Source organism: Companilactobacillus paralimentarius DSM 13238 = JCM 10415 (assembly GCF_001434985.1).
GTDB classification, from domain to species: Bacteria; Bacillota; Bacilli; order Lactobacillales; family Lactobacillaceae; genus Companilactobacillus; species Companilactobacillus paralimentarius.
Genome location: NZ_AZES01000165.1, coordinates 44,803 through 71,799, shown reverse-complemented (window position 1 = coordinate 71,799; position 26,997 = coordinate 44,803). Strand labels below are relative to the sequence as shown.

Sequence of the window (26,997 nt, the reverse complement as noted above, 5' to 3'; positions counted from 1 at the left end):
ATTAACAGAAGGCTATGACAGAGCGTATTGTCATGGCCTTTTTTTATGAAAAGAGGTAAAAACGTGAAAGATGTTGTTTCTACAAGAGTTAAATTGTCGATTTTAGCGGTTGGCTTATTGTCATTTACAGGAATTTTAATTGAAACCTCGATGAATGTTACTTTTCCTACATTGACGAAGGTTTTAAATGTCAGTTTGGGAACTGTTCAGTGGCTAACAACTGGATATTTATTGTTAACGACAATGGTAATGAGTACAACAGCTTATATTTTAAAAAAATTTAATCCACGAAAAGTTTTTATATTTGCGGCAGTACTCTGTTTGATAGGTTCAATTGTTTGTATGATAGCACCAAACTTTCCAATTCTAATGTCTGGTCGTCTTTTACAAGCAGTAGCTACAGGATTGTCGACGCCATTGATGTTCAATCTGATTTTTTTGGAAGTTCCTCAATCAAAATTAGGTCTCTATACTGGGTTGGCTGGAGTAGTTATTTCTCTGGCTCCAGCTTTAGGTCCAACGTATGGTGGAATCGTTAATCGCATCTGGACATGGCGAGAAATCTTTGTTGGTGTAATTCCATTGATTATTATTTTATTCTTGATAGGTTATTTTTCGATACAAGGAGAGGCCCCAGGAACTAAGGGAATTTTGTTTGATTATGGTAGTGTTATTGGTTTAGCCATTATTTTTTCGATGATTTTGTTTACCTTTGATCAGGCTGGAGCACACGGTTGGATATCTCTGAATTTTGTAGGTTGGCTAATAGCTTCAATTGCTGTTATTGGAATTTTTAGTTGGTACAATCGGCGCAGCAGTCGTCAATTAATTGATTTTTCAATCTTGAAATTATCGGTTTTAAGACTCAGATTATTCAGTTATTTCAGTTTACAATTTATTAATATCGGTTTGTCATTTGTATTACCAATTTTTGCGCAAACAGCTTTGAAATTGGATTCGGCTCAGGCTGGTTTAATGTTGTTGCCGGGGTCTATTTTAGGGGCAATTGTTGGTCCCTTTGCCGGGTATTTGTATGACAAGAAGGGCGCTTTGATACCACTTTTGTTCAGTGGCAGTTTGATAACGATTGGTTCAGCACTATTCTGGTTCAAGAGTGAGAGCTTAACTTTAACCAGTATTACTTTGATCTATATTATTTTAAGAATTGGATTTAACTTTGGCTTTGGAACTTCATTGTCTGATGGTAGTATGCAGGTTCAAGGTTCTAAGAAATCGGATCAAAATTCATTATTCAGTATGATGCAACAATATGCCGGTTCATTAGGGACCAATGTTTTGTCAGTCGTAATTTCAGCGGTAGCCTTAACTAGTGGTACGAAAAATATTGTTTATAATACAATTTTAGGAACAAAAATTGACTTTATTGTTTTAACTGTTCTATCATTGTTGGTACTGGTATCAGTGATTTATGTCTATTTTAGATACGAAAAGAAGAATAACTAAGTAAAAGCCTTGATTGGATTGTAATCTAGGCTTTTTTAGTTGTTCGGAAACTGTTACAACAGGTTGGTATTTGTTAAAATAGAGATAGTTAATTTCAGTTTTATTGGAGAATATATGTCAAAAAATAAAAAGTTACTTTTAATAGATGGAAATAGTGTTTCATTTAGAGCTTTCTTTGCAATGCATAATGTTTTGGATAAATTTGTCAATGGTGAGGGAATACATACTAATGCTCTGTACGCTTTCAACAATATGTTGGAAATTATTCTAAAAGATGAGAAACCAACACATGCGTTAGTGGCATTTGATGCTGGAAAGACCACATTTAGAACTAAAATGTTTGATGAATACAAAGGTACTCGTGCTAAAACACCTCAAGAATTGATGGAACAATTACCGTTGATTCAAGAGATGCTTAATTATCGTGGTATCAAAACTTATGAATTGCCAGATTACGAGGCTGATGACATTATTGGAACTATGTCACATAAGGCTGAAAAAGATGGTATGGATGTCACTATTATTACTGGTGACCGTGATTTGACACAATTAGCCACTGATAAGGTGACAGTAAAAGTCAATGTAAAGGGAGTAACTGAAACTGAAAGTTATACACCTGAACATGTTCAAGAAAAGTTAGGTATTACACCTAATCAGATCATTGATATGAAAGGCTTAATGGGAGATAACTCTGATCACTATCCTGGTGTTGAAAAAGTTGGTGAAAAAACAGCAATTAAGTTGATTAATGAATATGGTAGCGTTGAAGGTATTTATGATCACGTTGATGAGATGAAGAAAAGTAAATTAAAGGAACATCTGATCAGTGATAAAGATAAAGCTTTCTTGAGTAAGAAATTGGCTACGATCGATTTGGATGCACCAGTAGAAATTAAATTGAGTGATTTGGAATATCATGGTGATGATGAAGAACAATTGATGCAATTTTATCAAAAGATGAATTTCAAAACATTTTTGAGTCGGATGGACGTGCCTCAAGAGAATACTGCTGAAGATCTGGCTGATATAACTGTAAAGCCTTTGGATGATGAGGCTGTTAAAACAATTGTGAGTGATTCTAAAGCTCACACGTTGATTGTTGAAGGCTTTGGTGAAAATTATCATACAGCACCAATTATTGGTATTTTGATTTCTGATGGTAAAGATTTCTATGGAACAACTGACTTTGCCATTTTAGAGAATAAATCTTTGAAAAATTGGTTAGCTGATAAGACAAAAGAAAAGTATTTATTCGATAATAAGCGCACAATTGCCTTATTACATCGCTATGGTTGTGATTTGTCCGGAATTAGTTTTGACATGTTACTAGTGTCTTACTTATTGGATTCAAATGATAATAAACAAGATATCGGTTTAGTAGCTAAGAATTACAATGTTAATTTGCCAACTGAAGAAGAATTCTATGGTAAAGGTGTTAAAAAAGCTGTTCCCGAAGATGAGAAACTTTTGTTGAACTTCCTAGCTCAAAAAGCACAAGTTATTGATAACTTGAAAGACCAAATGTTGAAAGAATTAAAGGACAATGACCAGGATAGTCTTTATGATGAGATTGAGTTACCGTTGTCGATTGTTCTGGCTGAGATGGAAATCAAAGGTATTACGGTTGAAGTTTCTAAATTAAAGGAAATGGAAAATACTTTTGCCACACGTTTGGCTGAGATTGAAAAAACAATTTATGAAGAGGCTGGTAAAGAATTCAATATTAATTCTCCAAAACAATTGGGTGTTGTCCTATTTGAAGATTTGAAGTTACCGGTAATTAAGAAGACTAAGACCGGTTATTCCACTTCAGTTGATGTTTTGGAAAAATTAAAAGATAAGTCACCAGTAGTACAAAAAGTATTAGATTATCGTCAAATTTCTAAAATTCAATCGACATATGTGGTTGGTTTACAAAAATTTGTTCAACCAGATAATAAAATTCATACTATTTATCTACAAACATTAACTCAAACAGGTCGTTTATCATCAATTGAGCCCAATTTGCAAAATATTCCTATTCGTATTGACGAAGGAAAGCAGATTCGAAAGGCCTTTGTACCACAACATAAGGATTGGGAGATTTTTTCAGCCGATTATTCACAAGTTGAATTGCGTGTGTTAGCTCATATCTCTGGGGATGAACATATGCAGGAAGCTTTCAACGAAGATTATGATATTCATGCTCATACAGCAATGAGAATATTTGGATTAAACAGTACTGATGAAGTAACACCCAATATGCGTCGCCAAGCTAAGGCTACTAACTTTGGAATTGTTTATGGAATTAGTGATTATGGATTATCACAAAATATCGGTATTAGTCGTAAGCAAGCGGCAGCCTTCATTGAATCTTATTTTGAACAATATCCAGGAGTTAAGAAGTATATGGACGATATTGTTAAGTACGCTCGTGAGAATGGCTATGTTGAAACGATTATGCACCGTCGTCGTTATCTTCCAGATATTCATTCAAAGAATTTCAATGTTAGAAATTTTGCTCAACGAACAGCTATGAATACCCCAATACAAGGTAGTGCTGCTGATATTATTAAAGTAGCCATGATTAATATGCAAAAAATGCTGGTTAAAGAAAGTTTACAAGCTAATTTGCTTTTACAAGTACATGATGAAATGATTTTTGAAGCTCCAGTTTCAGAAATCGCAACTTTAGAAAAATTAGTTCCAAGTGTAATGGATTCAGCGGTTAAACTGGATGTACCGTTGAAAGTTGAAACGGCTCATGGAAAGACTTGGTACGAAGCTAAATAATAGTAGGTGATAAAATGCCAGAAATGCCAGAAGTAGAGACTGTCAGACGCAGTTTAATTGCTCAAGTGAAGGGTAGAAAGATAACTCATGTTGAGATTCGTTATCCTGATTTGATAACTGGTGATGTGGATCAATTTGTTGAATTTGTTACGGGAGCAACTATCAGTGATGTTGGTCGTCGAGCAAAATTTTTATTGATTCATTTAGATAATGGTTATACAATTATTAGTCATTTGAGAATGGAAGGTAAGTATCGTATTTCAGCTGATCCAAGTGCAATTGATAAGCATTCGCATGCTATCTTTACTTTGGATAATGGTCAAAAGATGATTTATAATGATGTTCGTAAATTCGGTCGTATGCAGTTGTGGAACACTGATGAATTATCAGAAAATAAGTCGCTTAAAAAATTGGGGCCAGAGCCATTATCAACTGAATTTACTTTTCAAAATTTAAAGCCAAGAATTATGCGTCATCATAAGGATATTAAGACCGTCTTGTTAGATCAAAGTGTTATGAGTGGTCTAGGAAATATTTATGTTGATGAAGTTCTCTGGCAAGTTAAATTGCACCCTGAGACGCCAGCTAATCACCTTAGTGATGAAGATATTCAAAAAATTATTGAGGCTTCTAATCAAGAGATGGATAAGGGAATTGCTGCTGGTGGCTCGTCAATTAGAACCTATGTGGATGCTACAGGCCACAAGGGTAACATGCAAAATAATTTAAAAGTTTATGGAAAAGAAGGAACACCTTGTCCAAGATGCGGTACTGAGATTGTGAAGATCAAGGTCGGAGGTCGTGGTACGCATTTTTGTCCAAAGTGCCAGGTAGTAAAATGAGTAAGATTTATGGTTTGACTGGAGGGATTGCCTCTGGTAAATCAACCGTTTTAAATTTATTTAGACATAATAAATTCATCGTATACGATGCTGATTATGTTGCTCGAGACGTGGTCAAGGTCGGAACCTTAGGTTTAAAACAGATTACCCAACAGTTTGGTGAGCAAGTTTTATTGCCCGATGGAAATCTTAATCGTCGAAAATTAAGTTCGATTGTTTTCAGCGATAGAGATGAGTTAGATAAGTTGGATAAAATAACGAGGCCTTTGATAAAAAAAGAAATTTTACAAACGGTTGCTGAAGTTAAAAGATCAACTGAAAAAACAATCTCCATTTTTGAAATACCATTATTGTTTGAAGGCAATTATCAAAATTACTTTGATGGTGTGATCAGTGTCTATGTCGAGCCGCAAATTCAATTGCATCGATTGATGAGACGAAACGCTTTAAGTAAGGAAGTTGCTTTGGAACAAATCAATTCGCAGATGTCGATGTACGAGAAAAAAGAGCGTGCCGACTTTGTGATTGATAATTCAGAGGATTTAGCACATCTTCAGGATGAGTTTAGTCGGTTAATACCACAACTTTAATTTGGAAAAGAGGCTGGAATTTTGATTTGTCCGCATTGTCATCATGATTCATCAAAAGTTATTGACAGTCGTCCCAGTGATGAAGGACGTGCCATTAGAAGAAGACGTGAGTGTGAATACTGTGGAACACGGTTCACAACGTTTGAAAGATTAGAAAAATCACCATTGTTGGTTATCAAAAAGAATGGCAACAGAGAGGAATTCAGCCGCGAAAAGTTATTACGTGGTTTAGTTCGTGCTGCTGAAAAACGTCCTGTAACGATGGATCAAATGAATAGTATCGTCGATAAAGTAGAAAACGAGATAAGATCAACAGGTGAAAGTGAGGTTCGCTCACAATTAATTGGTGAACACGTCATGAGAATTTTGTCCAAAGTTGATGACGTGACTTATATTCGTTTTGCTAGTGTTTATCGTGAATTTAAGGACATGAATGGATTTATGGAAGAGGTTCAGGAAATGATGTCCAATGGCAAGAAAATTGATAAGAAGTAAGGGGAGTATTAGTGTCCGTGAGTAATTTTGAATCAGATAAATTTACACCTTTAGTCGGTTATTGGTGTTTGCCAAGTGGTCATTTAAATGATGATGATCGTCATGTTTTGACTGACTTATATTTGCCCATTTTAGGTACTGAGGCTTTCAGTTTGTACTTGTTGCTGTGGGAAAAATTGCCTAATAAAGAAGTCGTCACGCAAAGAAAAAGCCATGCTGAATTAATGAGTTTACTTGGTATTGATTTGAAACGATTTTATGAGGCACGGATCAAGACGGAGGCCCTAGGATTAATTAGGACCTATCAAAAGAAAGATAGCTTAGGACCTTACTATATCTATCAACTTTTTGAACCGTTGTCACCAGATGAATTTTTTAAAGACGATTTGATGAGTATTTTCCTTTATGAGCAAGTTGGTGAGAGCAAGTATCATTTATTGGCCGATAAATACACACATTCAGATTTGATCTTGCAAAATTCACATGAGATAACAAAAGACTTTTTGGAAGTTTTCCAATTAAGTAATAGTGATTTGATCAATACGCCAACTGAAGTAAAGAATACCCAAGATAGTTTTGAAATAAATAATACAGACAATAAAAAACCGTCGTTGAATGAAGAAGAGATTCCTCAATTAGATTGGGAACTAATCTCGGATCGGATTCAACAGTTATTCAGAATTCATCCTGATAATCTGCTGGAAAATCAGGAATTAATTTTAAATCTTCATGCATTTTATGGCTTAGATGAGATTACATTGATTGATTTAATTGGTAAAACTTGTGATATCGTCAATAACAAGATCGATCCCGCACGTCTGAAAAAAGCAGTACAAGATCGTTTTGAAAAGAATGCTAATATTTCAGTTAAACAGCAAGCTAATACAGAAACGGAACCAGCTGAGCAAACTGACGGACAATTGAATCGTGCCGATCAATTGTTGTTAAAGCAAGCTCGTTCTTTGCGTCCTGCCGAATTTTTAGCAGCTCAAAAACAAAAGAGCGGTGGTTTTACTGGTACAGTAGAATCTAATGCTTTGAGAAATATGGCAACGAAGACTTATTTGTCTCCGGCGGTATTAAATATTATGGTGTACTATATTTTACAAACTTCACCGACTTTGACTTTGCCATTGATGGAAACGATGGCTAACGATTGGCAACAAAATGATGTTAAAACACCTGAACAAGCTTTGAAACGAATCAATGATTTTCAAACTAAGAGTCGTAATCCCAAACGACGTTACAATAATAAAAACCGTAAAATTGAACAGGCAACTGATTGGAGTAAGGTGAAAGCTAAGGTTCCAGCACAAAAGAATCAAAAAAATGAACAGGATGATCTTCAGAATCGTTTGAAGAGATTGAGAAATAAGGATAATTAAGTATGGAAAATTTAGGTAGTAGATTAGCAGAATATTTGAATTCAAAGAATTTGACGGAGGACTATCGCCGTCTTCTTAATAGTGCTTTGAATGATCCTGATGTACAGAGGTTTTTGAAGGAAAATAGCGATAGAATTAATCCTAATGCAATCTCTACTAGTGCGGCTAGTATTTATGAGTTTTATAATAACAAGCGACATACGAGTGAATTAACGCGCGGATATTATCCTAAATTGATTGTTAACAATCATAATATCGAAGTGGCTTATTATCCTAATGAGCGCACTCAAAACCGAGAGAAGAGAAGTCAGTACGAATCAGGCTTTGTTTTGATGGACATGGCTCCAGATATTCGTCGTGCAAAATTGGATGATTACGATGGTGAGGGTAGACAGGATGCTCTAGCCAAAGCTTTGGATTTCATTGATAATTATTTGCATCAAGATAGCTTCACGCCTGGACTATATTTGGCTGGTGATTTTGGAGTGGGTAAGACCTATCTTTTAGGTGCTATTGCGAATGAACTATTTAAACACGATGTTCATACAACTTTAATGCATTTTCCAACTTTCGCGGTTGAAATGAAAGACTCTATTGGTCAAAATAATGTGTTGGCCAAAGTTAATAAAATTAAAGGTGCCGATATTTTGATGTTGGACGATATTGGTGCCGATACGATGTCTAGTTGGATTCGTGACGAAGTGTTAGGGGTTATTTTGCAGTATCGAATGCAAGAAAATCTGCCAACTTTTTTCTCATCCAATTTTTCGATGAAAGAATTGGAACAACATTTAGCTGTGAATCAGCGTGGAGAAGAAGAACCTGTCAAGGCTAAACGGATTATGGAACGAGTTAAATACTTGTCACGAGAAGTAATTGTGACTGGTGAGAATAGAAGATTTAAAAAATAGCTTGCATTATCTGAAAATTAATGTTTCAATAAAGCCATGAAAGATAACACTTCGGTTCTATTCAGGGAGGGTACGGTCACTGGAAGCTTACCCATTACTGGAGTTACCACTTTCACATAAAATTGTATAAGTGCCGGTTACTTTATAACCATAGAGTGAAAACTGTTTTTTTATTATACAGTTTTAAAGTGGGTGGAACCGCGTAGAAATGCGTCCCTGAAGTATGTACATGTCTTAAGATGTGTCTATACTTCAGGGACGCATTTTTTGTTGTCTAAATATTAGGAGGAAAAGTATATGTCAAAAATCAAGTTAACATTCCCAGATGATTCAGTTAAGGAGTTTGACGAAGGCACAACTACTTTAGATGTTGCTAAATCAATTAGCACATCATTGGGTAAGAAAGCTGTTGCTGGTAAACTTAATGATACTTTAGTTGATCTTGAACGTCCGATCAAACAAGATGCTAAAATCGAAATTATCTCTGGAGAAGATAAGGAAGATGCTCTAAAGGTTTTGAGAAACACTGCAGCTCTAGTATTTAGTGCTGCTGCTAAGAGTTTCAAGAAAGATCTTCACTTTGGTGAAAAACAAGCCAATGATGATGGTTTCTATGTTGATACTGACAGCAAAGAGGGACAAATCAGTGTTGATGAATTGAAAGATATCAAGGCTTTGATGAATAAGATTATTAAGAACAATGACAAGATTGAAAGATCTATGATGGATAAAGACAAGCTTGTTGAAATGTTCAAGGATGATCCATACAAGTCTTCATTAATCGGTGCTATTGAATCTGTTCAAATTCCTGTTTACACATTAGATGGATTTGTTGATTTTGGTTATGATGCTGTACTTACAAATCTAAAGGCTTTGAAACACTTTGAACTACTTTCAGTTGCTGGTGCTTATTGGCAAGGTAAATCAAGTAACCCAATGCTTCAAAGAATTTATGCTACAGCCTTCTATAAGGAAGATGGATTAGAGGCTGATCTTAAACGTCGTGATGAAATTAAAGAACGTGATCACAGAACAATTGGCCGTGATCTAGACTTGTTCTTCGTTGACCCAGAAGTTGGTGCTGGTCTTCCATATTGGATGCCAAATGGTGCTACAATCCGTCGTGTTATCGAAAGATATATCGTTGATAAGGAAGTTGCCTGGGGTTACCAACACGTTTACACACCTATCCTTATGAACCTAAATGCTTACAAGACTTCAGGTCACTGGGCACACTACCGTGAAGACATGTTCCCACCAATGGATATGGGTGATGGCGAAATGCTTGAACTACGTCCAATGAACTGTCCTTCACATATTCAAATTTACAAGCATCACAACCGTTCATACAGAGATCTACCACTTCGTATTGCTGAACTTGGTATGATGCACAGATATGAAAAATCAGGTGCTTTGTCAGGTCTACAACGTGTTCGTGAAATGACTCTAAATGATGGTCACACATTCGTTGCACTTGACCAAATTCAAGAAGAATTCAAACGTACACTACAATTGATGGTTGAAGTTTACAAAGACTTTGATATCAATGATTACACATTCCGTCTAAGTTATCGTGACCCTGCTAATACAGAGAAGTACTTCGATGATGATGAAATGTGGAACAGATCACAATCAATGCTTAAAGCCGCTATGGATGATCTTGGTTTGAAGTACTATGAAGCTGAAGGTGAAGCTGCTTTCTATGGTCCAAAACTTGATGTACAAACAAAGACAGCTCTTGGTAATGAAGAAACATTGTCAACAATTCAACTAGACTTCATGCAACCAGAGAAGTTCCAACTAACATATGTTGGTTCAGATGGTGAAGATCACAGACCAGTTATGATTCACCGTGGTATTGTTTCAACTATGGAAAGATTTATTGCTTACCTAATTGAAATTTACAAGGGTGCTTTCCCAACATGGTTGGCTCCTACACAAGTACGTATTATCCCTGTTAACCAAAAACTTCACTCAGAATATGCCAATGAAGTTCTTTCAGAATTACGTGCTAAGAATATTCGTGCCGAAATTGATGATCGTGATGAAAAGATGGGTTACAAGATTCGTGATGCTCAAACAATGAAGGTACCATATACAGTAGTTATTGGTGATGAGGAAGCTAAAAACGCCACAGTTTCTGTAAGAAAATATGGTGAAGCTGATTCAGCTTCAGAAAATGCTAAGATGTTTGTAAGTTCTGTTGTTGCCGATATTGCTAACTTTAGTCGTAAAGATGTTACTGATAAATCTGATGCTAAGGATTAATTAATATCCTTCAATGAAATGAATTTTATAATTCAAATACATTCAATCATGAAAATGGTTGAGTGTATTTTTTTTGTTAAAAATGAAATGAATATAATATCAGAATGATACGATAAGTGTTCATTTTAAATGAACACTTGTTTTTACCTTGTAAACAATATATGGATCATAATTTTTTTAAAATATGATAATTTGTGAAATTAAAAATTTTTTTGATAAAATTTTCTCAATCTTAGCAATAGTTATCATAATCTTTAAGTTTGTGAAGTAAAAAAACTGGTTGATACCCTTGACTGTAAGCGTTATCATGCACTTGTAAGGAAATAGTTATTGTTTTCACAAAAGGAGAGTGTGAATATGCAAATCGCTGTAATTAAAGAACAAAAAGAGGGAGAAGGTCGTGTAGCGGCAACTCCAGAGAATGTTCGTAAGATGGTTGAAGCAGGTAATGAGGTACTTGTTGAAAAAGATGCAGGTATTGGAGCAGGCTTTACAAACGAAGAGTATGTCGATGCTGGTGGCAAATTAGTTAGTCATGAAGGTGGCTGGAAAGCTAAATTGATCATCAAGGTTAAGGAACCTGATCCTGAAGAATACAAGTATTTCTCAAAAGGTAAAATTGTTTGGGGATTTCAACATTTGGCATCATCAAAACCAACTGTTGAGGCAATGATGAAAGCTGGTACAACTGCAATTGGTGGTGAAACAATTGTCAAAGATGGGAAATTGGAATTGTTAGCACCAATGAGTGCAATTGCTGGTCGTAGATCAGTTATTATGGGGGCTTATTATCTTGAAGCACAGCATCAAGGTCAAGGAATTCTTCTACCCGGCATCCCCGGAATTGATGGTGGAAACGTTGTAATCTTTGGTGGTGGAAACGCTGCTATTAACGCTGCTACATTAGCTTTGAACATGGGCTGCTCAGTTGTAATTATCGAATTAAACGACGAAAGAATTAAGTTCCTACAAGATAAATTTGCAGGTAAGAAATTTAGAGTTGTCAAATCAAATGAAGAGAATTTAGCTAAGGAAATTAAGGATGCTGATATCTTTATTTCAACAATTCTGATTCCAGGTTCAAGACCACCTAAGTTGGTTAAAGAATATATGGTTAAATCAATGAAACCAGGAAGTGTATTAGTCGATGTAGCCATTGATCAAGGTGGAACTGTTGAAACAATTGATCATCCAACAACAATTGATGATCCAATCTTTGTAAAAGATGGAATTATCCATTATGCAGTTCCTAATCAACCGGGAGCAGTACCACGTACAGCCACAATGGCTTTGGCAAAAGGTAATTTAAGTTACTTACTAGAAATTGCTGATAAAGGTATTAATGAAGCCATCAAGACAGATAAAGCTTTGGCATCTGGAGTTAACCTATTTGAAGGTAAAGTAACCAATAAAGGATTGGCAGATTCACTTGATTTACCATACACAGAATTATCAGTTGATGAAGAATCAGTTAACTAAATATTGACAAAATGTATTTAAAATAAAAATGAATGAGGTACGGATCATGCTTAAAGGTGTAGGTATTGATAATATTGTTGATATTCATGATATTGAAGAGGCAAAGGCTATTGTTGGGAAATATGCTCGTAAGACCCCTCTAGTTCAATCCATGTTTTTGAGTCGTAATGTTGTTGGTGGGGACGTTTTCTTAAAACTAGAAAATATGCAATTAACAGGATCATTCAAATTCAGAGGTGCCAACAATAAAATTAATCACTTATCAAAAGAGGAATTGAGTCGGGGTGTTATTACCGCATCAGCTGGTAATCATGCTCAAGGTGTAGCTTTGACAGGACATTTATTAGGAATTGACACAACGGTTGTTATGCCTGAAGAAGCTCCACAAATGAAACGTGACGCTACAAGAGGTTATGGTGCAGAGGTTGATATCCATGGTGCAACTTTCGATGATGCACATCAATGGATGTTCGAACGTGCTGAAAGAGAAGGAAAGACTATCGTTGATCCGTTCAATGACAAATATGTTATCGCTGGACAAGGAACGATTGGCTTGGAAATTTTAGATGATATTTGGGATGTAGATACTGTTATTATTCCTGTCGGTGGTGGAGGATTGATTTCCGGAATGGCTACCGCATTGAAATCATTTAATCCTAATATCCATATCGTTGGTGTTCAATCAGAAAATGTTCATGGTATGTATGCATCAGTTAAAGCTGGTCAAATTACTAAACATCACGATGACTTTACATTAGCAGATGGAACAGATGTTGCTGTACCAGGAGACATCACATTCCCAATCGTTAGTGAATTAGTAGATGAAATCGTCTTAGTAAATGAAGATGAAATTGCTCATGCTATGAAGGATCTATTACAGAGAACTAAGGTTGTAGCAGAAGGTGCTGGTGCACTTCCAGTAGCAGCTCTTGAATCACATAAGATTGATGACAGATGGCTCAAGAATAAAAAGACTGTTGCTATGGTATCTGGTGGTAATGTTGACCTTAATCGTGTTTCACAAATTATTGATCAATTCTTGAAACCAGTTAAAGCCGACGGAGGCATTGGTTAAAAGTTAATTTGAAACCTGAAAAGATGCTGCATTTGAATGCAACATCTTTTCTTTTTTAAAAAATAACTTTTTACGTGGAGGTATAAGATTATGGGCGATCAAGATGCCAAGTTGAAAAAAACAATTGGTTTTTTCCCCGCTTTTGCTACTGTAACCGGGAGCGTAATTGGAACTGGAGTATTCTTTAAAGCATCAGCCGTAACTAACTATACGGGTTCAACAAGTTTAACTATGCTTGTCTGGTTATTGGGAGGCTTTATTACTATTTGTGCCGGTTTAACAGGAGCAGAATTAGCAGCTGCTTATCCTGAAACAGGTGGATTAACAAAATACATCGAACATAGTTATGGTGGATTTTGGGGATTTATGGCCGGATGGGCCCAAGCTATTATTTACTTTCCTGCAAACGTAGCAGCTATATCAATTGCTTTTGGTACACAATTCACACATTTATTTACACTCTCTAATTCGTGGATAGTACCAGTGGCAATATTAAGTGCTTTGTCAGTAACTTCGCTTAATTGGATCAGTGCTAAAGTTGGAGGAAGAGTTACATCAATTTCTTTAGTTGCAAAGTTGATTCCGTTAGCCTTGATTGTATTATTTGGGTTCATGCACAAGGGACCAGTTGAATTATCATTATTCCCCGTTGTTGCAGGTCCACATCGTAATTTGATCACCGCAATGGGAAATGGTTTGTTAGCAACTATGTTTGCATACGATGGTTGGATTCATGTAGGTAACATTTCCGGAGAAATGAAGAATCCTCGTAAAGATTTGCCCAAGGCTATTTCTTTGGGAATTGCAGTCATTATGTTAGTTTACGTTTTAGTTAATGCTGTTTTCATGTATGTACTACCAATTAATCAAATTGCTGGTAATCTTAACGCCGCATCTGATGCATCCACGATGATTTTTGGCGACATGGGCAGTAAATTGGTCACAATTGGAATTCTGATTTCAGTTTATGGTGGTTTAAATGGTTATACAATGACAAGCATGCGTATCCCTTATATTATGGGAAAGGAACACAAATTACCATTTGGTGATACTTTTGCTAAATTGAATAAAGCGGGAATTCCATGGGCTGCCGGTGCAATTCAATTAATTATCGCTTGTTTGATGATGTTAACTGGTGAATTTGATGCCATTACTAATATGCTGATTTTTGTAATTTGGGTATTTTATGTCATGGCCTTCATTGCAGTTATCAAATTACGTCATACTCAACCAGAATTGGAAAGGCCTTATAAAGTTCCTTTATATCCAATTATTCCTATCATTGCTATTTTAGGTGGAGTATTCATTCTGGTATGTACTTTGTTGACCGAATTTGTTACTACGATTATTGGAATTGGTGTCACTGCTATAGGTGTTCCAATATACTTCTACTTAAAGAATAAGTGGAATTTAGATGGACAAAAGACTGATAATGATTCAAAAAAAATATCAAAACTAGAAGTTAATCCTGAATGAAATAATAAGGTCTAGAAATCAATTTCTGATTTCTAGACCTTATTTTGATGGTGCTAAATTTTTCCTACTATCTATATTGTAGTTTTATTATTCGTATCAGTAGAAAAATCAGTTGGCGTTTGGGCACCATCTTGGATATTCAAAGGTTCTGAACCTTCACCAGTAGCACTTACTTTACCCGTAATGGTCATCTTATTAACTAAGGCCTTGGACTCAACATTATAGCTAGCAACACCTTTACCTTTAGTCTGGATATTACCTTTAACAGTGATGCTTGAAACGACACCACCATCCTTGATACTTAAAGCATAGGCAGGAAGGTCAACAATAACACCTTTGACGAGTGAATTACCAATACTTCCGTGTGTGACAATACCACCATCAAAGGTTAAATGACCAACTTTCTTAGAAATTTGTACACCAATTGATCCGTCTCCAAAAGTCATAATGGAAGAAAAGTGACCTTCTTCGAGAGTACCATCATATTGATTGTAACCACGAGCCCCTAATCCAAAGGTCTCTATAGGTGCCTGAGCATTGAATGATTTGACTGTTCCAAAATTAACAAAGCCAATACCAGAAGGACCATATGAGGTAACCGATCCCATAACGTCCCATTCATCAACTTCGCCCCAAGCATCTAGAACCATATCGTTGACGCCATAAGTGGTAGTTTCCCCACGTTGAGTAATCTTTTTAGCATGAGCACCATTGACAATGAAAATAGCACCAGTAATTATATCAGCAACTCCTAAAGGAATCTTGCCAGTAGAATAAACATCATTAGTTGAAAAGTCGTCAATTTCGACACGTCCACCATTATCACCAAATCCAGCGATAAAAACACCTGAACCGATAACAGGAGAATTTTTTTGACCGATAGAGATTTTTTTTGCATTGACTGTGATCAAACTATTCTTATCAGGATTCAAATTATAAATAGTTAAGGCACCTTGAAGTACGTTGACACCATATTTTTGAGGTTGTTCTAGATAGCCTCTAGTATCAGCAGCAATGATGTTGATGTTTTTTAAATTTAAAAAAGTGTTATTTAATTTAGATTTAGATAGGAAAGAAAATTGACCATTCAATTCAAGATTTTCAAAGCCGAATGAACCAAGATCGGTTTCATAATTAGTATTAAAGATGGAACGATGATTGGCTGGAGTATGGATAATTAAGTTTTTAATAGTATTATTGGCTGTTAGACCGATTCCGTCACTATCTTGAAACATCAAAATAGGTAATGCTGAATCTTCCTGTGGTTTACCAGATAGTGAGGTGGCATTCGGTAAGGTGATGGAATGGGTCAGCATCATACTGCGAGTCAGGACGATGGATGCATCTTTTGCAGTAAGAGCTTGAATAAGTTCAGTAGGATTTTTAACTTCTATCATAAGAATCACTCCTTAATTTTGTTTAAACATGTTAACTAAATTAAAGAGCGTCTCGAATCATTTGTCCAAAGTTATGCTTAATTATTTAAATGGGTCCTCAAGGTTTAGAACCTTCTTTTCATTCTTAACAAATTTGATTTGACTTTTGATAATATTAACCGAATCATCACTAGCATAGCGTTGAATTTTGGTAGTGATTTCTTTTAGATTATCATGTAGCACTTGCTGTTGTTTCAAAACGTTTGTCTTATGTTGTTGTAGTAACTCTCCACGCTGTTGAATTGAAGTAGTTCCTTGCATACAAAGGTTAATGTAGGTTCTGATGTCTCGAATAGGCATTCCAGTATCTTTTAAACAACAAATTGTTTTGATAAAACCAAAATCGGATTTTGAGAAAACTCGATACCCGGCCGCATTTTTTGAGACAAAAGGAAGTAATCCCTTTTTATCATAGTAACGGATAGTTGAAATTGGTAATTGAAAATAATCAGCTACTTCTTTAATAGAATAAGTTTTTTTCATAAAATCTCCTTTATATGTTTGCTATGAACCATAGTTTAGGGTTTAAAGTGATAATAATCAATTAATAAAATAAGTATAAGGAAGTTCCTTTATGAAAAAAGTTTTAGTTACAGGTGGCACAGGATTCTTAGGTTTAAGATTAGTTATGCAATTGTTAAACGATGGTTACGATGTTAGAACGACTACTCGAAAACAAAGTGGTCAAACTCGTATAACAAAAGTTTTAGAAGCTTATGGAGTTAAAAATTTACAAAATCTATCTTTTATTGAGGCAGATTTATCCAATGACAATAATTGGTTAGAGGCCATGCAGGATCGGGAATATGTTTTTAGTGTTGCTTCACCAGTTTTCTTTGGCAAAATTAAAAATGAATCAGATGCTATAAAACCGGCTTTGGATGGTATTTTAAGGATTTTAAAGGCCGCCAATGCCAGTAACGTAAAGCGAGTCGTAATGACGTCTAATTTTGGAGCAATTGGATTTAGTAGGAAGCAGGGACTAACCACTGAAGCTGATTGGACTGATTCTAAGGAAAAAGGTTTGTCGATTTATGAGAAGTCTAAATTGTTAGCTGAACAGGCGGCTTGGAAATACGTTAATCAATCAGAAGTAAATTTAGAGTTTGTTACAGTCAATCCAGTTGCCATTTTTGGTCCATCACTAGATCGACATGTATCGGGCAGTTTCGATTTATTAAAGAATCTCTTGGCTGATACAACTAAAAGAATTCCTGATTTACCTTTGAATGTAGTAGATGTTAGGGATGTCGTTGATATTGAGATCAGGGCTATGGAAACACCGGATGCTAAATTTAAAAGATTTATTGCTAGTGCAGATGGACAGATCTCAATGAAGGAGATCGCTGAACTCGTAAAAACTCAGCGTAATTTTTTAAGGGGTAAAGTTACGGATAAAACTATACCTAATTGGCTTATTGATGTTGGAGCAGTGTTCAATTCTAGAGCTAGAGAAGGTAAATTGATGATGCATATGAATCGTAAAATCAGTAATCAACAAGCCAAAAATATTCTGGGCTGGACACCAATTTCTGATAATCAACAGGCCGTTTTAGCGGCAGTCGATAGTTTAGTCAAATATAATTTGATATAAGACTAAAAGCTTGCGCTAAATAAGTTAACGTGATAAATTATTTACATTGAAATTTTTCAGCTTTTCTATAACAAATTTATCGATGTTTATTGACATGTGGCATTTATATTGTTATAGTTTATAACTGTTGAGATTAAGCAGAAGCGCCCGCTTCTCACCTATGCATTCGCCTCTAGGTTAATACGATTACGTAGATAATATAGTGGGCATGCTTGTGCAGCCCGCTTTTTTTGTGGGTCAAATTACTCCGGAGGTGACTACTCATAGCAAGAGAATTATTATTAAATGATCAAATACGTGCGAAAGAAGTTAGATTGATCGCTGAAAATGGGGATCAAGTTGGTGTTAAGCCAACCGCAGAAGCTAGAAGATTAGCTGAAGCAGCTAATATGGACCTAGTTCTAATGTCACCGGGTGCTAAGCCACCTGTTGCCAGAATTATGGATTATGGTAAATATAAGTTCGATCTTCAAAAGAAAGATCGTGAAGCACGTAAAAAACAAAAAACTGTTAGTCTTAAGGAAGTACGTTTAAGTCCAACTATTGAGGCCAACGACTTCAATACAAAACTTAACAATGCTCGTAAGTTCTTAGCTAAAGGTGATAAGGTCAAAGTTTCTCTTCGCTTTAAGGGTAGAGCAATTACTCATAAAGAGATAGGTAAGGAAGTCTTAGACCGTGTCGCTGAACAGACTAAGGATGTTGCTACGGTAACAACTAGACCTAAGATGGACGGTCGTAGTATGTTTTTAATGCTTGATCCAATTAATGCAAAAGATAACAAAAAGAAGAAATAGTGGAGGGATTTTCATGCCTAAACAAAAGACACACCGCGCATCAGCAAAGAGATTTAAGAAAACTGCTAATGGTGGTTGGAAGAGAATGCATGCTTACACAAGTCACCGTTTCCACGGTAAGACAAAGAAGCAACGTCGTCAATTGGCTAAACCAGGTATGGTTAGTTCAAGTGATATGAAACGTATCAAACAAATGTTAGCTACATATTAATTAGCTAATCACTTAAATATTTATTTTCGTAAATTAAAGGAGGAGTCATTATGCCACGTGTAAAAGGTGGAACAGTAACTCGCAAACGTCGTAAAAAGGTTTTAAAATTAGCTAAGGGATATCGTGGTTCAAAACATATCACTTTTAAAGCAGCTCATACTCAAATCATGGTTTCATACCGTTATGCATTCCGTGATCGTCGCCAAGTTAAGCGCGACTTCCGTAAGTTATGGATTGCTAGAATCAATGCTGCTGCAAGAATGAATGAAATCAGCTACAGCAAATTAATGCATGGTTTGAAGTTAGCTAATGTCGACATCAACCGTAAGATGTTGGCCCAAGTTGCTATTGAAGATCCAAAGGCATTCACAAGTTTAGTAGATACAGCTAAGAAAGCTTTAGCTTAATTGTTAAAACAAACGTAATTTGGATAACCCAAATTACGTTTTTTTACTAATTAGCAGATAATGAGGATTAAAAATGTTTAAACCATATATTATGCTTGATAAGATTACTGATATTGAGATTGATGATCTTAAACAATTAGGAATTACTACTATTATGACAGATCTTGATAATACACTTTTGCCATGGAATAGTAATAAATATGACCTCTCATTACGAAAATGGCTCAATCAGATGTCTAAAAATGATATTGAGGTTATGATTGTTTCGAACAATAGTTATGAACGTGTTGAAAAAGCTGTTCATGAATTACCGGTAAGTATTGTTGCTCGTGCAGTTAAACCATTACCATTCGTAATTATTAATCATATTAGAAGTGAAAAAATTAATCCTGCCAACGTCTTATTTGTTGGAGATCAAGTGATGACTGACGTTTTGGCGGGAAATATGGCCGGGTTAAAAACAGTTTTGGTAAAGCCTTTAGTAAAAACTGATGCTAAAAAGACCCGTGTAAATAGATTTTTTGAACGTCCAATTTTAAAAGCTATGCAAAAACGTGATAAGAATTTATACTGGAAGGATTCATTAAATGACAGAAATTGATGATAAGTTGTATTGTATAGGTTGTGGTGCCAGACTTCAGACCGAAGATAAAGATAAGCCCGGCTATGTGCAAGAATCAACTTTAAAGAAATATGTAGAAGACGATTCTAAAGAATTATTGTGCAAGAGATGTTTTAGACTACGTAATTATAATGAAATTACGGATGTTGATGTCTCAGACGATGATTTCTTGAAGTTGTTGGATTCTATTTCAGAAAAAGATGCACTAGTAGTAAACGTAGTCGATGTTTTTGACTACGAGGGTAGTGTCATTCCCGGTTTACAAAGATTTGTTGGTGATAAAAAAATTATTGTTGTTGGTAATAAGGTTGATCTATTGCCAAAATCAGTTAATAAGAATCGTCTATTGAACTGGTTACAACAAAAGAGTAAGGAAAATGGAATCAAGTCAACTGACCAAATTTTAGTTTCAGCTGTTAAGGGAATTAATATTGATGAATTGATGGATATGATTGAAAAATATCGTGATGGCAAAGATGTTTATGTTGTAGGAACAACTAATACTGGTAAATCAACTTTGATTAACCGTATTATTAGTTCTAACTCAGACGTTAAGAATTTGATCACGACATCAAGATTTCCAGGTACAACACTTGATAGAATTGATATTCCTTTGGATGATGGACACAATCTAGTTGATACACCAGGTATTATTCACAATTATCAATTAGCACATTATTTGAATGCCAAAGATTTAAAGACCATTACACCTAAGAAACCATTACGTCCAGTTACTTTCCAACTTCGTGATGGACAAACAATTTTTGTGGCTGGCTTAGCTAGATTCGATTTCTTAGATTATAAGACGAATGTTACTTTCTATGTCAATCAAGGATTGCCACTTCATAGAACTAAGACAATCAATGCGGATGAGTTCTATCAAAAACATTTAGGTGATATTTTAGCTCCACCTACAGAAATTGAATCTTTCCCTAAAATGAAGCAACAAATTTTCTCTGCACATGAGAAATCTGATATTGTTATCTATGGTTTAGGTTGGGTTACAATTCCTGCCGGAAGCAAGGTTAAGGCCTACGTTCCAGATGGTGTCCGTGTCTCAATTCGGAATGCAATTATTTAAGGAGAAACATATGATAATTAAAGGAAAAAAGAATCGTTATTTAAGAAGTCAAGCCGCTACCATGAAACCAGCTATTCAAGTTGGTCGTGATGGTATCAGTGAAAATCTTTTAAATCAATTAGAACTTTTGATTAACAAAGATGAAATAATTAAAGTTTCATTACTACAAAATACAATGGTGGAACCCCAAGATTTGATTGATGCTTTGAATGAATTTGACGAACAAATCGTTCACGTACAAACAATTGGTTCTAAATTAGTCTTTTACAAGAAAGCACCTAAAATTAAAAACCGTAAATATTCTATTGAATTAGAAAATATGTAATTTAAGTGATGAAAATGGATACTCAAAAACAATTATTAACTAAAGCAAAATTAGAATTTCATAGTAATTTGCCCAAAAAGCATGTTGGAATCTTAGGTGGAACTTTTAATCCCATTCATTTGGGACATTTAGTTATTGCCGAACAAGTTTACGAACAATTGTGTTTGGATAAAGTGTTATTTTTGCCTGACAAAGTTCCACCTCATCGTGGAGTACAAAAGACCATTCCTACCATCAATAGTGATGATCGTATCAATATGATCAAATTGGCTATTAGAGATAATATGCATTTTGATCTAGACTTAACTGATATTCATCGTGGTGGAGTGAGTTATACTTATGAAACCATTAAGCTATTGAAAGAATATAATCCTAATACTGAGTATTACTTTATTATTGGTGGAGATATGGTGGAGAATTTACCTAAATGGTCTCACATTGAAGAATTGAGACAGATGGTACATTTTGTAGGAGTATGTCGTAAAGGCTTTGAGAAAAAGTCAAAGTACCCTATACTTTGGGTAAACACGCCTGAATTAGAAATTAGTTCAAGTATGATACGTGAGCGAGTCAGAAAGGGTCAAACAATAAAGTATTTGGTACCTGATGATGTTGCTTGGTATATAAATGACAGGGGGCTTTATAATGACTGAATTTAATTATGATGAAGTTATGCCAGGAATCGATCGAGACAAGATTCTGGAGCGAATGCGTGATACTTTAAGCGACTTTCGCTATAACCATTGTTTACGAGTAGAAAAAGTAAGTCGCGAACTAGCTGCTGAAAATGGTGGCGACGTCGAACGTGCAGGTTTAGCTGGTTTGTTACATGACTATGCTAAAGAGCGCAGTGATGAAGAATTTATTAGTGTTATTAAAGAGAAAAATATGGATCCAGAGTTATTAAAATTTAACAATGCTATTTGGCACGGAATCGTTGGCGCTGAAATTGTTAAAGATGAATTGGGTATTTATGATGAAGATGTCCTGAATGCTATCAGAAGACACACAGTTGGTCATACAACCATGACTACAGTTGATAAATGTGTATTTATTGGTGATTTCATTGAACCTAAGAGAAGTTTCCCAGGAATCGATGAAGCTAGACAATATGCTAAAAAATCATTAGATGCTGGAGTAACTTTTGAATTGAAGCACTCACTGGCATACTTGATTGACCGCAATAGGGTAGTATACCCAGAAACATTTGTAAATTATAACTACTGGATTGCAAAAGGAGAATTATAGTTTGGACTCAAAGAATATAATGGAAATTGCTGTTAAGGCAGCAGATGAAAAACACGCTAACGATATTAAAGTTTTGAATATCAGTGGTGTAAGTATTGTGGCTGATTATTTTGTTATTATGGATGCCGGTTCTCAACGTCAAGTTGATGCTATTGTTCAATCAGTTTTGGATAAAGCTGGCGAAAATGACATTGATGTAAGTCACGTTGAAGGAAATCGTAACTCTGAATGGGTATTGATTGATCTTCACGATGTTATTATTCATGTCTTCACAGCCGAAAAACGTGAATTCTACAATTTGGAAAAACTTTGGTCAGATGCTCCCGAAGTAGATATTTCCAATTTGGTAACTGAATAATGATTTATAACTCATTTGCGCGTGTTTACAGTGAACTAATGGATGATTCACTGTATGCTAAGTGGGCACAATATGTAGAACAACAAGTCTCAGATAAAGCTAAATCTTTGTTAGATGTTGCTTGTGGTACAGGCGATTTAACAATCCAATTGGCTGATCGTTTCCAAGTTACAGGAGCTGATTTATCTGAAGAAATGTTAAAAATTGCAGCGGAAAAAGCAACTAAGGCCAAAAAGAATATTCCATTTGTTCAAAGTAATATGATGGATTTATTTGATTTCAATAAGTTTGATGTCATCACTTGTTTTGATGATTCAATTTGTTACTTAAAAGATGAAGACGAGCTAGCAGTAGCTTTTAATCAAGCGTATGAGCACCTTAACGAAGGTGGCAAGTATTTGTTTGATGCCCATTCTCTATATCAAATGGATGAGGTTTTCCCAGGCTATATGTTCAATCATCGAGCTGAAGATTCAGCTTTTATGTGGAATAGTTATGAGGGTGAATATCCTCACAGTATTGAGCATGAATTGACATTCTTTAATTGGAATGAAAAGATTCAAGGTTATTCAGTTAATACTGAACTTCATAAGGAGAGAACATATCCAGTTGGGACTTTTGAGATGATTCTTAAGGACATCGGCTTTAAGAATGTCCAAGTTACGGCAGAATTTGGTCAATCAGAAATCAAAGATGATTCAACTCGTTGGTTCTTTGCTGCAGAAAAATAGAGGATTCTATGACAAAAGTCTATGGTTTCGTTGCGGAGTTCAATCCGTTTCACAATGGTCATAAATTATTTATAGATAAAATTAAACAAACGTATCACCCCGATGTATTAATTGCCGTAATGTCTGGTAATTTCGTCCAACGGGGTGATTTTGCTATTTTAGATAAATGGAGTCGAGCACAGATTGCTATCGATAATGGGGTTGATCTTGTTGTTGAATTGCCATTCGCATATGCAGTGGAGTCGGCACAATACTTTGCCCGAGGGTCAATGAAATTATTGCAACTTTTAGAAGTCAATGAACTAGTTTTTGGTACTGAACAAAAATTGGATTTTGATAATTTAGCACAAAAAATAATTCATTCTCGGACTGATTTTCAACAGGATTATCGTTTGAGTTCGGCTGAAAATTTAACTCAGTATTATCAGACCTTAGGAATTGATATTGCTAAGTTGCCCAATCAGCTCTTAGGTTTAAATTATGTAACTCAATTGATTGAGCAGGACTATCCAATTCATGTCAATACGATTCAACGTGTTGCAAGTGAATTTAGTGCAACTGAGATTAGAAAACGGAAGTCTCAAGGGCTCTCATTTGCTGATTTGGTTCCGACAGCAACTGTAAATAATTTCGATAAACAAAAGATTGTGACTTGGGATGATTACTTTCCGTATTTAAAATTTCAAATTCTCAGTCATTCAGTAACCGAATTACACTCTAACTATCAGATGGTTGAAGGTTTGGAGTATAAACTAAAAAAAGAAATTAAATGGAGCCATAATTTTACGGAATTAGTTGAACGTGTAAAATCAAAACGGTATACTATGGCTCGAATCAGGCGGCTGATGATGTATACATTATTAAATGTCAAAAAGTCAGAAATTAATAATGTTTATAATAATCCTTATTTAAGAATATTGGGATTTGATGAACGTGGTAAAAATTATTTAAATGGCTTAAAAAAGGGCAATGTCGATCTGATTACACGAGTTGGTAAAAAAGAACAAAAACATTTAAACTTGGAAGTACGAGCGGATGAGGTTCGTCAGCTCATAACTGAGGAAGAACAAAATTTTGGAAAAATACCTTATATGAAAGGGGTAAATTAATGCTAAATTGGGATGTGCAAGAAGTTCGTCGTTACAAAGACAAACCTTTTACATTTAAAGAAACACTCGATTTAACCAAGGAGATGCAAACACGTTCAGAAGATGTGTTAGCCATTTCTCCCGTAGAGGTTGAAGGTCAGTTATTTAATGACCATGGCTTAGTTATTTCAGATATTAAAGTGGAAACAACACTAAAGGTACCTTCAACTAGAAGTTTATTACCAGTTGAGTTGCCACTGAATATTCGAATTAATGAGGCTTATAATATTGATGATGTAGATGAAGAGGAATTAGAAGACTACAATGTCGTTATTCCTGTTGATGATGATAATCCAACCATCAATGTTTACGAATCGATTGTGGATAATATTTTGTTGAGTATTCCTTCAAAAATTTTAACTAAGAAGGAAGAGGAAGAGAATGTTATGCCATCAGGCAAAAATTGGAGTGTTATTTCTGAAGAAGAGTATAAGAAACAACATGAGGAAGAACATGTTAATCCTGAATTTGCTAAATTAAAAAATTTATTTAATGACGACACAAAGGGGTAGTATTGTTACTGCTCTTTTTTATTTGTATTTATTGGAAATTGAAAATAACACATATAAATCTAATCGCTTTTTTTTACAAAAAAATTGCTAAAAAAGTTCTTTTATATACTCCTTTTTTGTTTTTTTGTTAAGATTAGTATGTGTTAACAAAAATCGGAGGTAATTATTATAATGGCAAAACCACAAATTGGTGTTATTGGTATGGCTGTTATGGGTAAAAATCTTGCCCTTAACATTGAGAGCCGCGGATATGAAGTTGCTATCTACAACCGTACTGGTTCAAAGACAAAAGCAGTTGTTGAGGAACATCCTGAAAAGAAATTGGTACCAAGTTATACAATTGAGGACTTTGTAAATTCACTAGAAAAGCCTCGTCGTATTTTGATGATGGTTAAGGCTGGTGCCGGTACTGATGCTGTTATCAATCAATTATTGCCTTTATTAGACAAAGGTGATGTATTGATCGATGGTGGTAATACATTCTTCGAAGATACTATGAAACGTAATGAACTTTTGGATAAATCAGGAATCAACTTTATCGGAATGGGTGTTTCCGGTGGTGAGTTAGGTGCTCTTCAAGGACCTTCATTGATGCCCGGTGGTCAAAAAGAAGCTTATGATTTAGTTGCTCCTATTTTGGAACAAATTTCAGCTAAAGCCGACGAAGATGGTGCTCCATGTGTTACATATATCGGACCTAATGGTGCTGGTCATTATGTAAAGATGGTTCATAATGGTATCGAATATGGCGATATGGAATTGATCTCAGAAAGTTATAACTTGTTGAAGCACTTATTTAACAATGATGTTAATAAGATTGCTGAAGTCTTCCAAGACTGGAACAAGGGTGAACTTTCAAGTTACTTGATCGATATCACATCACAAATTTTAACTAGAAAAGATGATGAAGGCTCAGATGACTACATCGTCAACAAGATCATGGATAAGGCTGGTAACAAAGGTACTGGTAAGTGGAGTTCACAAAGTGCTCTAGAATTAGGTGTTCCACAATCATTGATCACTGAATCAGTTTATTCACGTTACGTTTCTGCATACAAAGATGAACGTGTTAAGGCAAGTAAGGTTCTTCCTGCACCTGCTACAAAGCCAATCGTTAAAGATATGGACGAATTGGTTGAAAAGATCCGTAAGGCTTTGTACTTCAGTAAGTTGATCAGTTATGCTCAAGGATTTGCCCAAATGAAAGCTGCTTCAGATCATTATGATTGGGATCTACAATATGGTAAGATTGCTCAAATTTGGCGTGCTGGTTGTATCATTCGTGCACAATTCCTACAAAAGATTACAGATGCTTACGATAAAGAACCAAAATTAGATAATTTATTGTTGGACGATTACTTCAAGGGTATCGTTGAAGAATATCAATCAGACGTTCGTGACGTTGTAAGTTTTGCTGTTCAAGCAGGAATTCCTGTTTCAGGTTTCATGGCTGCAATTTCATACTACGATCAATATCGTTCAGAAGTTCTTCCTGCAAACTTAATTCAAGCTCAAAGAGATTACTTCGGTGCTCATACTTATGAGAGAAATGACAAACCAGGTGTATTCCATTACACATGGTATGAAGAACAATAATTAATTTAATATAAAAATGTCCTTAGACATAATCGTTGTATGAATAGCGATTAATTGTCTAAGGCTTTTTTATTAAAAAAACTGAATTTGTTAGGATTTGAATACTTATTTGTACTTTGAAAATATGAATTTTTAAAGGGAGAGAATTTTGTGTCAAAAAGAAATAGAAACTAA

Annotated in this window: 27 protein-coding genes; 25 read left to right on the top strand and 2 right to left on the bottom strand. The window is 35.2% G+C overall.

Annotation, left to right across the window (positions count from 1 at the left end; translation table 11 throughout):
- Positions 1–45: 45 nt before the first annotated feature.
- The 11 genes from FD33_RS12155 (at position 46) to FD33_RS12105 (ending at position 14,757) form a co-directional block, all read left to right on the top strand.
- Entirely contained in the window at positions 46–1,464 is a 1,419-nt protein-coding gene (locus FD33_RS12155; protein ID WP_034543787.1) for an MFS transporter, read from the top strand.
- Between the two features lie 114 nt (positions 1,465–1,578).
- The gene (polA, locus tag FD33_RS12150; RefSeq protein WP_025084481.1) at positions 1,579–4,236 is read left to right on the top strand and encodes a DNA polymerase I; all 2,658 of its coding nucleotides are present in this window, start codon (positions 1,579–1,581) and stop codon (positions 4,234–4,236) included.
- Positions 4,237–4,250: 14 nt separating this feature from the next.
- Positions 4,251–5,078, top strand: coding sequence for a DNA-formamidopyrimidine glycosylase (gene mutM, locus FD33_RS12145; RefSeq protein WP_056956008.1), 828 nt, complete (start codon positions 4,251–4,253; stop codon positions 5,076–5,078).
- Positions 5,075–5,668 carry a dephospho-CoA kinase gene (gene coaE / locus FD33_RS12140; protein ID WP_025084482.1) on the top strand — a complete coding sequence of 198 codons (594 nt, stop codon included), beginning with the start codon at positions 5,075–5,077 and terminating at the stop codon, positions 5,666–5,668. The genes mutM and coaE overlap by 4 nt, the downstream gene beginning before the upstream one ends.
- Positions 5,669–5,689: 21 nt before the next feature.
- Positions 5,690–6,163: a transcriptional regulator NrdR gene (nrdR, locus tag FD33_RS12135; RefSeq protein ID WP_025084483.1), complete on the top strand. Its 474-nt coding sequence runs from the start codon at positions 5,690–5,692 to the stop codon at positions 6,161–6,163.
- 17 nt (positions 6,164–6,180) lie between these two features.
- Positions 6,181–7,548, top strand: coding sequence for a DnaD domain protein (locus FD33_RS12130; protein WP_152319008.1), 1,368 nt, complete (start codon positions 6,181–6,183; stop codon positions 7,546–7,548).
- A 2-nt stretch (positions 7,549–7,550) separates the two neighbouring features.
- Complete coding sequence (gene dnaI / locus FD33_RS12125) at positions 7,551–8,459, top strand: primosomal protein DnaI (protein WP_025084486.1); 909 nt, start codon at positions 7,551–7,553, stop codon at positions 8,457–8,459.
- Positions 8,460–8,756: 297 nt separating this feature from the next.
- Positions 8,757–10,727, top strand: coding sequence for a threonine--tRNA ligase (gene thrS / locus FD33_RS12120; RefSeq protein ID WP_025084487.1), 1,971 nt, complete (start codon positions 8,757–8,759; stop codon positions 10,725–10,727).
- A 357-nt stretch (positions 10,728–11,084) separates the two neighbouring features.
- On the top strand, positions 11,085–12,206 hold the full coding sequence (gene ald, locus FD33_RS12115) for an alanine dehydrogenase (RefSeq protein ID WP_025084488.1): 1,122 nt from the start codon (positions 11,085–11,087) through the stop codon (positions 12,204–12,206).
- 46 nt (positions 12,207–12,252) lie between these two features.
- Positions 12,253–13,281: a bifunctional threonine ammonia-lyase/L-serine ammonia-lyase TdcB gene (gene tdcB / locus FD33_RS12110; RefSeq protein ID WP_199800324.1), complete on the top strand. Its 1,029-nt coding sequence runs from the start codon at positions 12,253–12,255 to the stop codon at positions 13,279–13,281.
- A gap of 90 nt (positions 13,282–13,371) precedes the next feature.
- Positions 13,372–14,757: an APC family permease gene (locus FD33_RS12105; protein ID WP_056956005.1), complete on the top strand. Its 1,386-nt coding sequence runs from the start codon at positions 13,372–13,374 to the stop codon at positions 14,755–14,757.
- A gap of 71 nt (positions 14,758–14,828) precedes the next feature.
- Here FD33_RS12105 and FD33_RS12100 read toward each other — a convergent pair whose 3' ends face one another.
- Positions 14,829–16,154, bottom strand: a complete 1,326-nt coding sequence (locus tag FD33_RS12100; protein WP_056956004.1) for a hypothetical protein — start codon at positions 16,152–16,154, stop codon at positions 14,829–14,831.
- Between the two features lie 81 nt (positions 16,155–16,235).
- Positions 16,236–16,676 carry a MerR family transcriptional regulator gene (locus tag FD33_RS12095; protein WP_025084490.1) on the bottom strand — a complete coding sequence of 147 codons (441 nt, stop codon included), beginning with the start codon at positions 16,674–16,676 and terminating at the stop codon, positions 16,236–16,238.
- A gap of 91 nt (positions 16,677–16,767) precedes the next feature.
- On the opposite strand from FD33_RS12095, the gene FD33_RS12090 reads away from it, so the two are divergent.
- The 14 genes from FD33_RS12090 (at position 16,768) to gndA (ending at position 26,823) form a co-directional block, all read left to right on the top strand.
- Entirely contained in the window at positions 16,768–17,787 is a 1,020-nt protein-coding gene (locus tag FD33_RS12090; protein WP_025084491.1) for an NAD-dependent epimerase/dehydratase family protein, read from the top strand.
- 263 nt (positions 17,788–18,050) lie between these two features.
- The gene (gene infC, locus FD33_RS12085) at positions 18,051–18,584 is read left to right on the top strand and encodes a translation initiation factor IF-3 (RefSeq protein ID WP_034543788.1); all 534 of its coding nucleotides are present in this window, start codon (positions 18,051–18,053) and stop codon (positions 18,582–18,584) included.
- A 13-nt stretch (positions 18,585–18,597) separates the two neighbouring features.
- A complete protein-coding gene (gene rpmI, locus FD33_RS12080; RefSeq protein WP_025084493.1) occupies positions 18,598–18,795 on the top strand; it encodes a 50S ribosomal protein L35 in 198 nt (65 codons plus the stop codon).
- Positions 18,796–18,845: 50 nt separating this feature from the next.
- Entirely contained in the window at positions 18,846–19,202 is a 357-nt protein-coding gene (rplT, locus tag FD33_RS12075; RefSeq protein WP_025084494.1) for a 50S ribosomal protein L20, read from the top strand.
- A gap of 73 nt (positions 19,203–19,275) precedes the next feature.
- Positions 19,276–19,803 carry a YqeG family HAD IIIA-type phosphatase gene (locus FD33_RS12070; RefSeq protein WP_025084495.1) on the top strand — a complete coding sequence of 176 codons (528 nt, stop codon included), beginning with the start codon at positions 19,276–19,278 and terminating at the stop codon, positions 19,801–19,803.
- Positions 19,790–20,905: a ribosome biogenesis GTPase YqeH gene (yqeH, locus tag FD33_RS12065; protein WP_025084496.1), complete on the top strand. Its 1,116-nt coding sequence runs from the start codon at positions 19,790–19,792 to the stop codon at positions 20,903–20,905. The genes FD33_RS12070 and yqeH overlap by 14 nt, the downstream gene beginning before the upstream one ends.
- Before the next feature lie 10 nt (positions 20,906–20,915).
- Entirely contained in the window at positions 20,916–21,230 is a 315-nt protein-coding gene (locus FD33_RS12060; RefSeq protein WP_025084497.1) for a YhbY family RNA-binding protein, read from the top strand.
- A 14-nt stretch (positions 21,231–21,244) separates the two neighbouring features.
- Positions 21,245–21,883, top strand: coding sequence for a nicotinate-nucleotide adenylyltransferase (locus tag FD33_RS12055; protein WP_025084498.1), 639 nt, complete (start codon positions 21,245–21,247; stop codon positions 21,881–21,883).
- A complete protein-coding gene (gene yqeK / locus FD33_RS12050) occupies positions 21,876–22,478 on the top strand; it encodes a bis(5'-nucleosyl)-tetraphosphatase (symmetrical) YqeK (RefSeq protein WP_025084499.1) in 603 nt (200 codons plus the stop codon). Before FD33_RS12055 ends, yqeK begins: the two co-directional genes overlap by 8 nt.
- A gap of 1 nt (position 22,479) precedes the next feature.
- A complete protein-coding gene (rsfS, locus tag FD33_RS12045; RefSeq protein WP_025084500.1) occupies positions 22,480–22,836 on the top strand; it encodes a ribosome silencing factor in 357 nt (118 codons plus the stop codon).
- Entirely contained in the window at positions 22,836–23,567 is a 732-nt protein-coding gene (locus FD33_RS12040; RefSeq protein WP_025084501.1) for a class I SAM-dependent DNA methyltransferase, read from the top strand. Before rsfS ends, FD33_RS12040 begins: the two co-directional genes overlap by 1 nt.
- An 8-nt stretch (positions 23,568–23,575) precedes the next feature.
- Positions 23,576–24,676, top strand: coding sequence for a nucleotidyltransferase (locus FD33_RS12035; RefSeq protein WP_056956003.1), 1,101 nt, complete (start codon positions 23,576–23,578; stop codon positions 24,674–24,676).
- A complete protein-coding gene (locus FD33_RS12030; RefSeq protein ID WP_025084502.1) occupies positions 24,676–25,227 on the top strand; it encodes a YceD family protein in 552 nt (183 codons plus the stop codon). Before FD33_RS12035 ends, FD33_RS12030 begins: the two co-directional genes overlap by 1 nt.
- A 171-nt stretch (positions 25,228–25,398) precedes the next feature.
- On the top strand, positions 25,399–26,823 hold the full coding sequence (gene gndA / locus FD33_RS12025; RefSeq protein ID WP_025084503.1) for an NADP-dependent phosphogluconate dehydrogenase: 1,425 nt from the start codon (positions 25,399–25,401) through the stop codon (positions 26,821–26,823).
- The last annotated feature ends 174 nt before the right edge of the window (positions 26,824–26,997 follow it).

What these genes read in the sequence shown, in the direction of transcription:
- FD33_RS12155 (WP_034543787.1), top strand. Translation starts at nt 46, where the DNA reads ATGAAAAGAGGTAAAAACGTGAAAGATGTTGTTTCTACAAGAGTTAAA.
- polA (WP_025084481.1), top strand. Translation starts at nt 1,579, where the DNA reads ATGTCAAAAAATAAAAAGTTACTTTTAATAGATGGAAATAGTGTTTCA.
- mutM (WP_056956008.1), top strand. Translation starts at nt 4,251, where the DNA reads ATGCCAGAAATGCCAGAAGTAGAGACTGTCAGACGCAGTTTAATTGCT.
- coaE (WP_025084482.1), top strand. Translation starts at nt 5,075, where the DNA reads ATGAGTAAGATTTATGGTTTGACTGGAGGGATTGCCTCTGGTAAATCA.
- dnaI (WP_025084486.1), top strand. Translation starts at nt 7,551, where the DNA reads ATGGAAAATTTAGGTAGTAGATTAGCAGAATATTTGAATTCAAAGAAT.
- thrS (WP_025084487.1), top strand. Translation starts at nt 8,757, where the DNA reads ATGTCAAAAATCAAGTTAACATTCCCAGATGATTCAGTTAAGGAGTTT.
- ald (WP_025084488.1), top strand. Translation starts at nt 11,085, where the DNA reads ATGCAAATCGCTGTAATTAAAGAACAAAAAGAGGGAGAAGGTCGTGTA.
- tdcB (WP_199800324.1), top strand. Translation starts at nt 12,253, where the DNA reads ATGCTTAAAGGTGTAGGTATTGATAATATTGTTGATATTCATGATATT.
- FD33_RS12105 (WP_056956005.1), top strand. Translation starts at nt 13,372, where the DNA reads ATGGGCGATCAAGATGCCAAGTTGAAAAAAACAATTGGTTTTTTCCCC.
- FD33_RS12100 (WP_056956004.1), bottom strand. Translation starts at nt 16,154, where the DNA reads ATGATAGAAGTTAAAAATCCTACTGAACTTATTCAAGCTCTTACTGCA.
- FD33_RS12095 (WP_025084490.1), bottom strand. Translation starts at nt 16,676, where the DNA reads ATGAAAAAAACTTATTCTATTAAAGAAGTAGCTGATTATTTTCAATTA.
- FD33_RS12090 (WP_025084491.1), top strand. Translation starts at nt 16,768, where the DNA reads ATGAAAAAAGTTTTAGTTACAGGTGGCACAGGATTCTTAGGTTTAAGA.
- rpmI (WP_025084493.1), top strand. Translation starts at nt 18,598, where the DNA reads ATGCCTAAACAAAAGACACACCGCGCATCAGCAAAGAGATTTAAGAAA.
- rplT (WP_025084494.1), top strand. Translation starts at nt 18,846, where the DNA reads ATGCCACGTGTAAAAGGTGGAACAGTAACTCGCAAACGTCGTAAAAAG.
- FD33_RS12070 (WP_025084495.1), top strand. Translation starts at nt 19,276, where the DNA reads ATGTTTAAACCATATATTATGCTTGATAAGATTACTGATATTGAGATT.
- yqeH (WP_025084496.1), top strand. Translation starts at nt 19,790, where the DNA reads ATGACAGAAATTGATGATAAGTTGTATTGTATAGGTTGTGGTGCCAGA.
- FD33_RS12060 (WP_025084497.1), top strand. Translation starts at nt 20,916, where the DNA reads ATGATAATTAAAGGAAAAAAGAATCGTTATTTAAGAAGTCAAGCCGCT.
- FD33_RS12055 (WP_025084498.1), top strand. Translation starts at nt 21,245, where the DNA reads ATGGATACTCAAAAACAATTATTAACTAAAGCAAAATTAGAATTTCAT.
- yqeK (WP_025084499.1), top strand. Translation starts at nt 21,876, where the DNA reads ATGACTGAATTTAATTATGATGAAGTTATGCCAGGAATCGATCGAGAC.
- FD33_RS12040 (WP_025084501.1), top strand. Translation starts at nt 22,836, where the DNA reads ATGATTTATAACTCATTTGCGCGTGTTTACAGTGAACTAATGGATGAT.
- FD33_RS12035 (WP_056956003.1), top strand. Translation starts at nt 23,576, where the DNA reads ATGACAAAAGTCTATGGTTTCGTTGCGGAGTTCAATCCGTTTCACAAT.
- FD33_RS12030 (WP_025084502.1), top strand. Translation starts at nt 24,676, where the DNA reads ATGCTAAATTGGGATGTGCAAGAAGTTCGTCGTTACAAAGACAAACCT.
- gndA (WP_025084503.1), top strand. Translation starts at nt 25,399, where the DNA reads ATGGCAAAACCACAAATTGGTGTTATTGGTATGGCTGTTATGGGTAAA.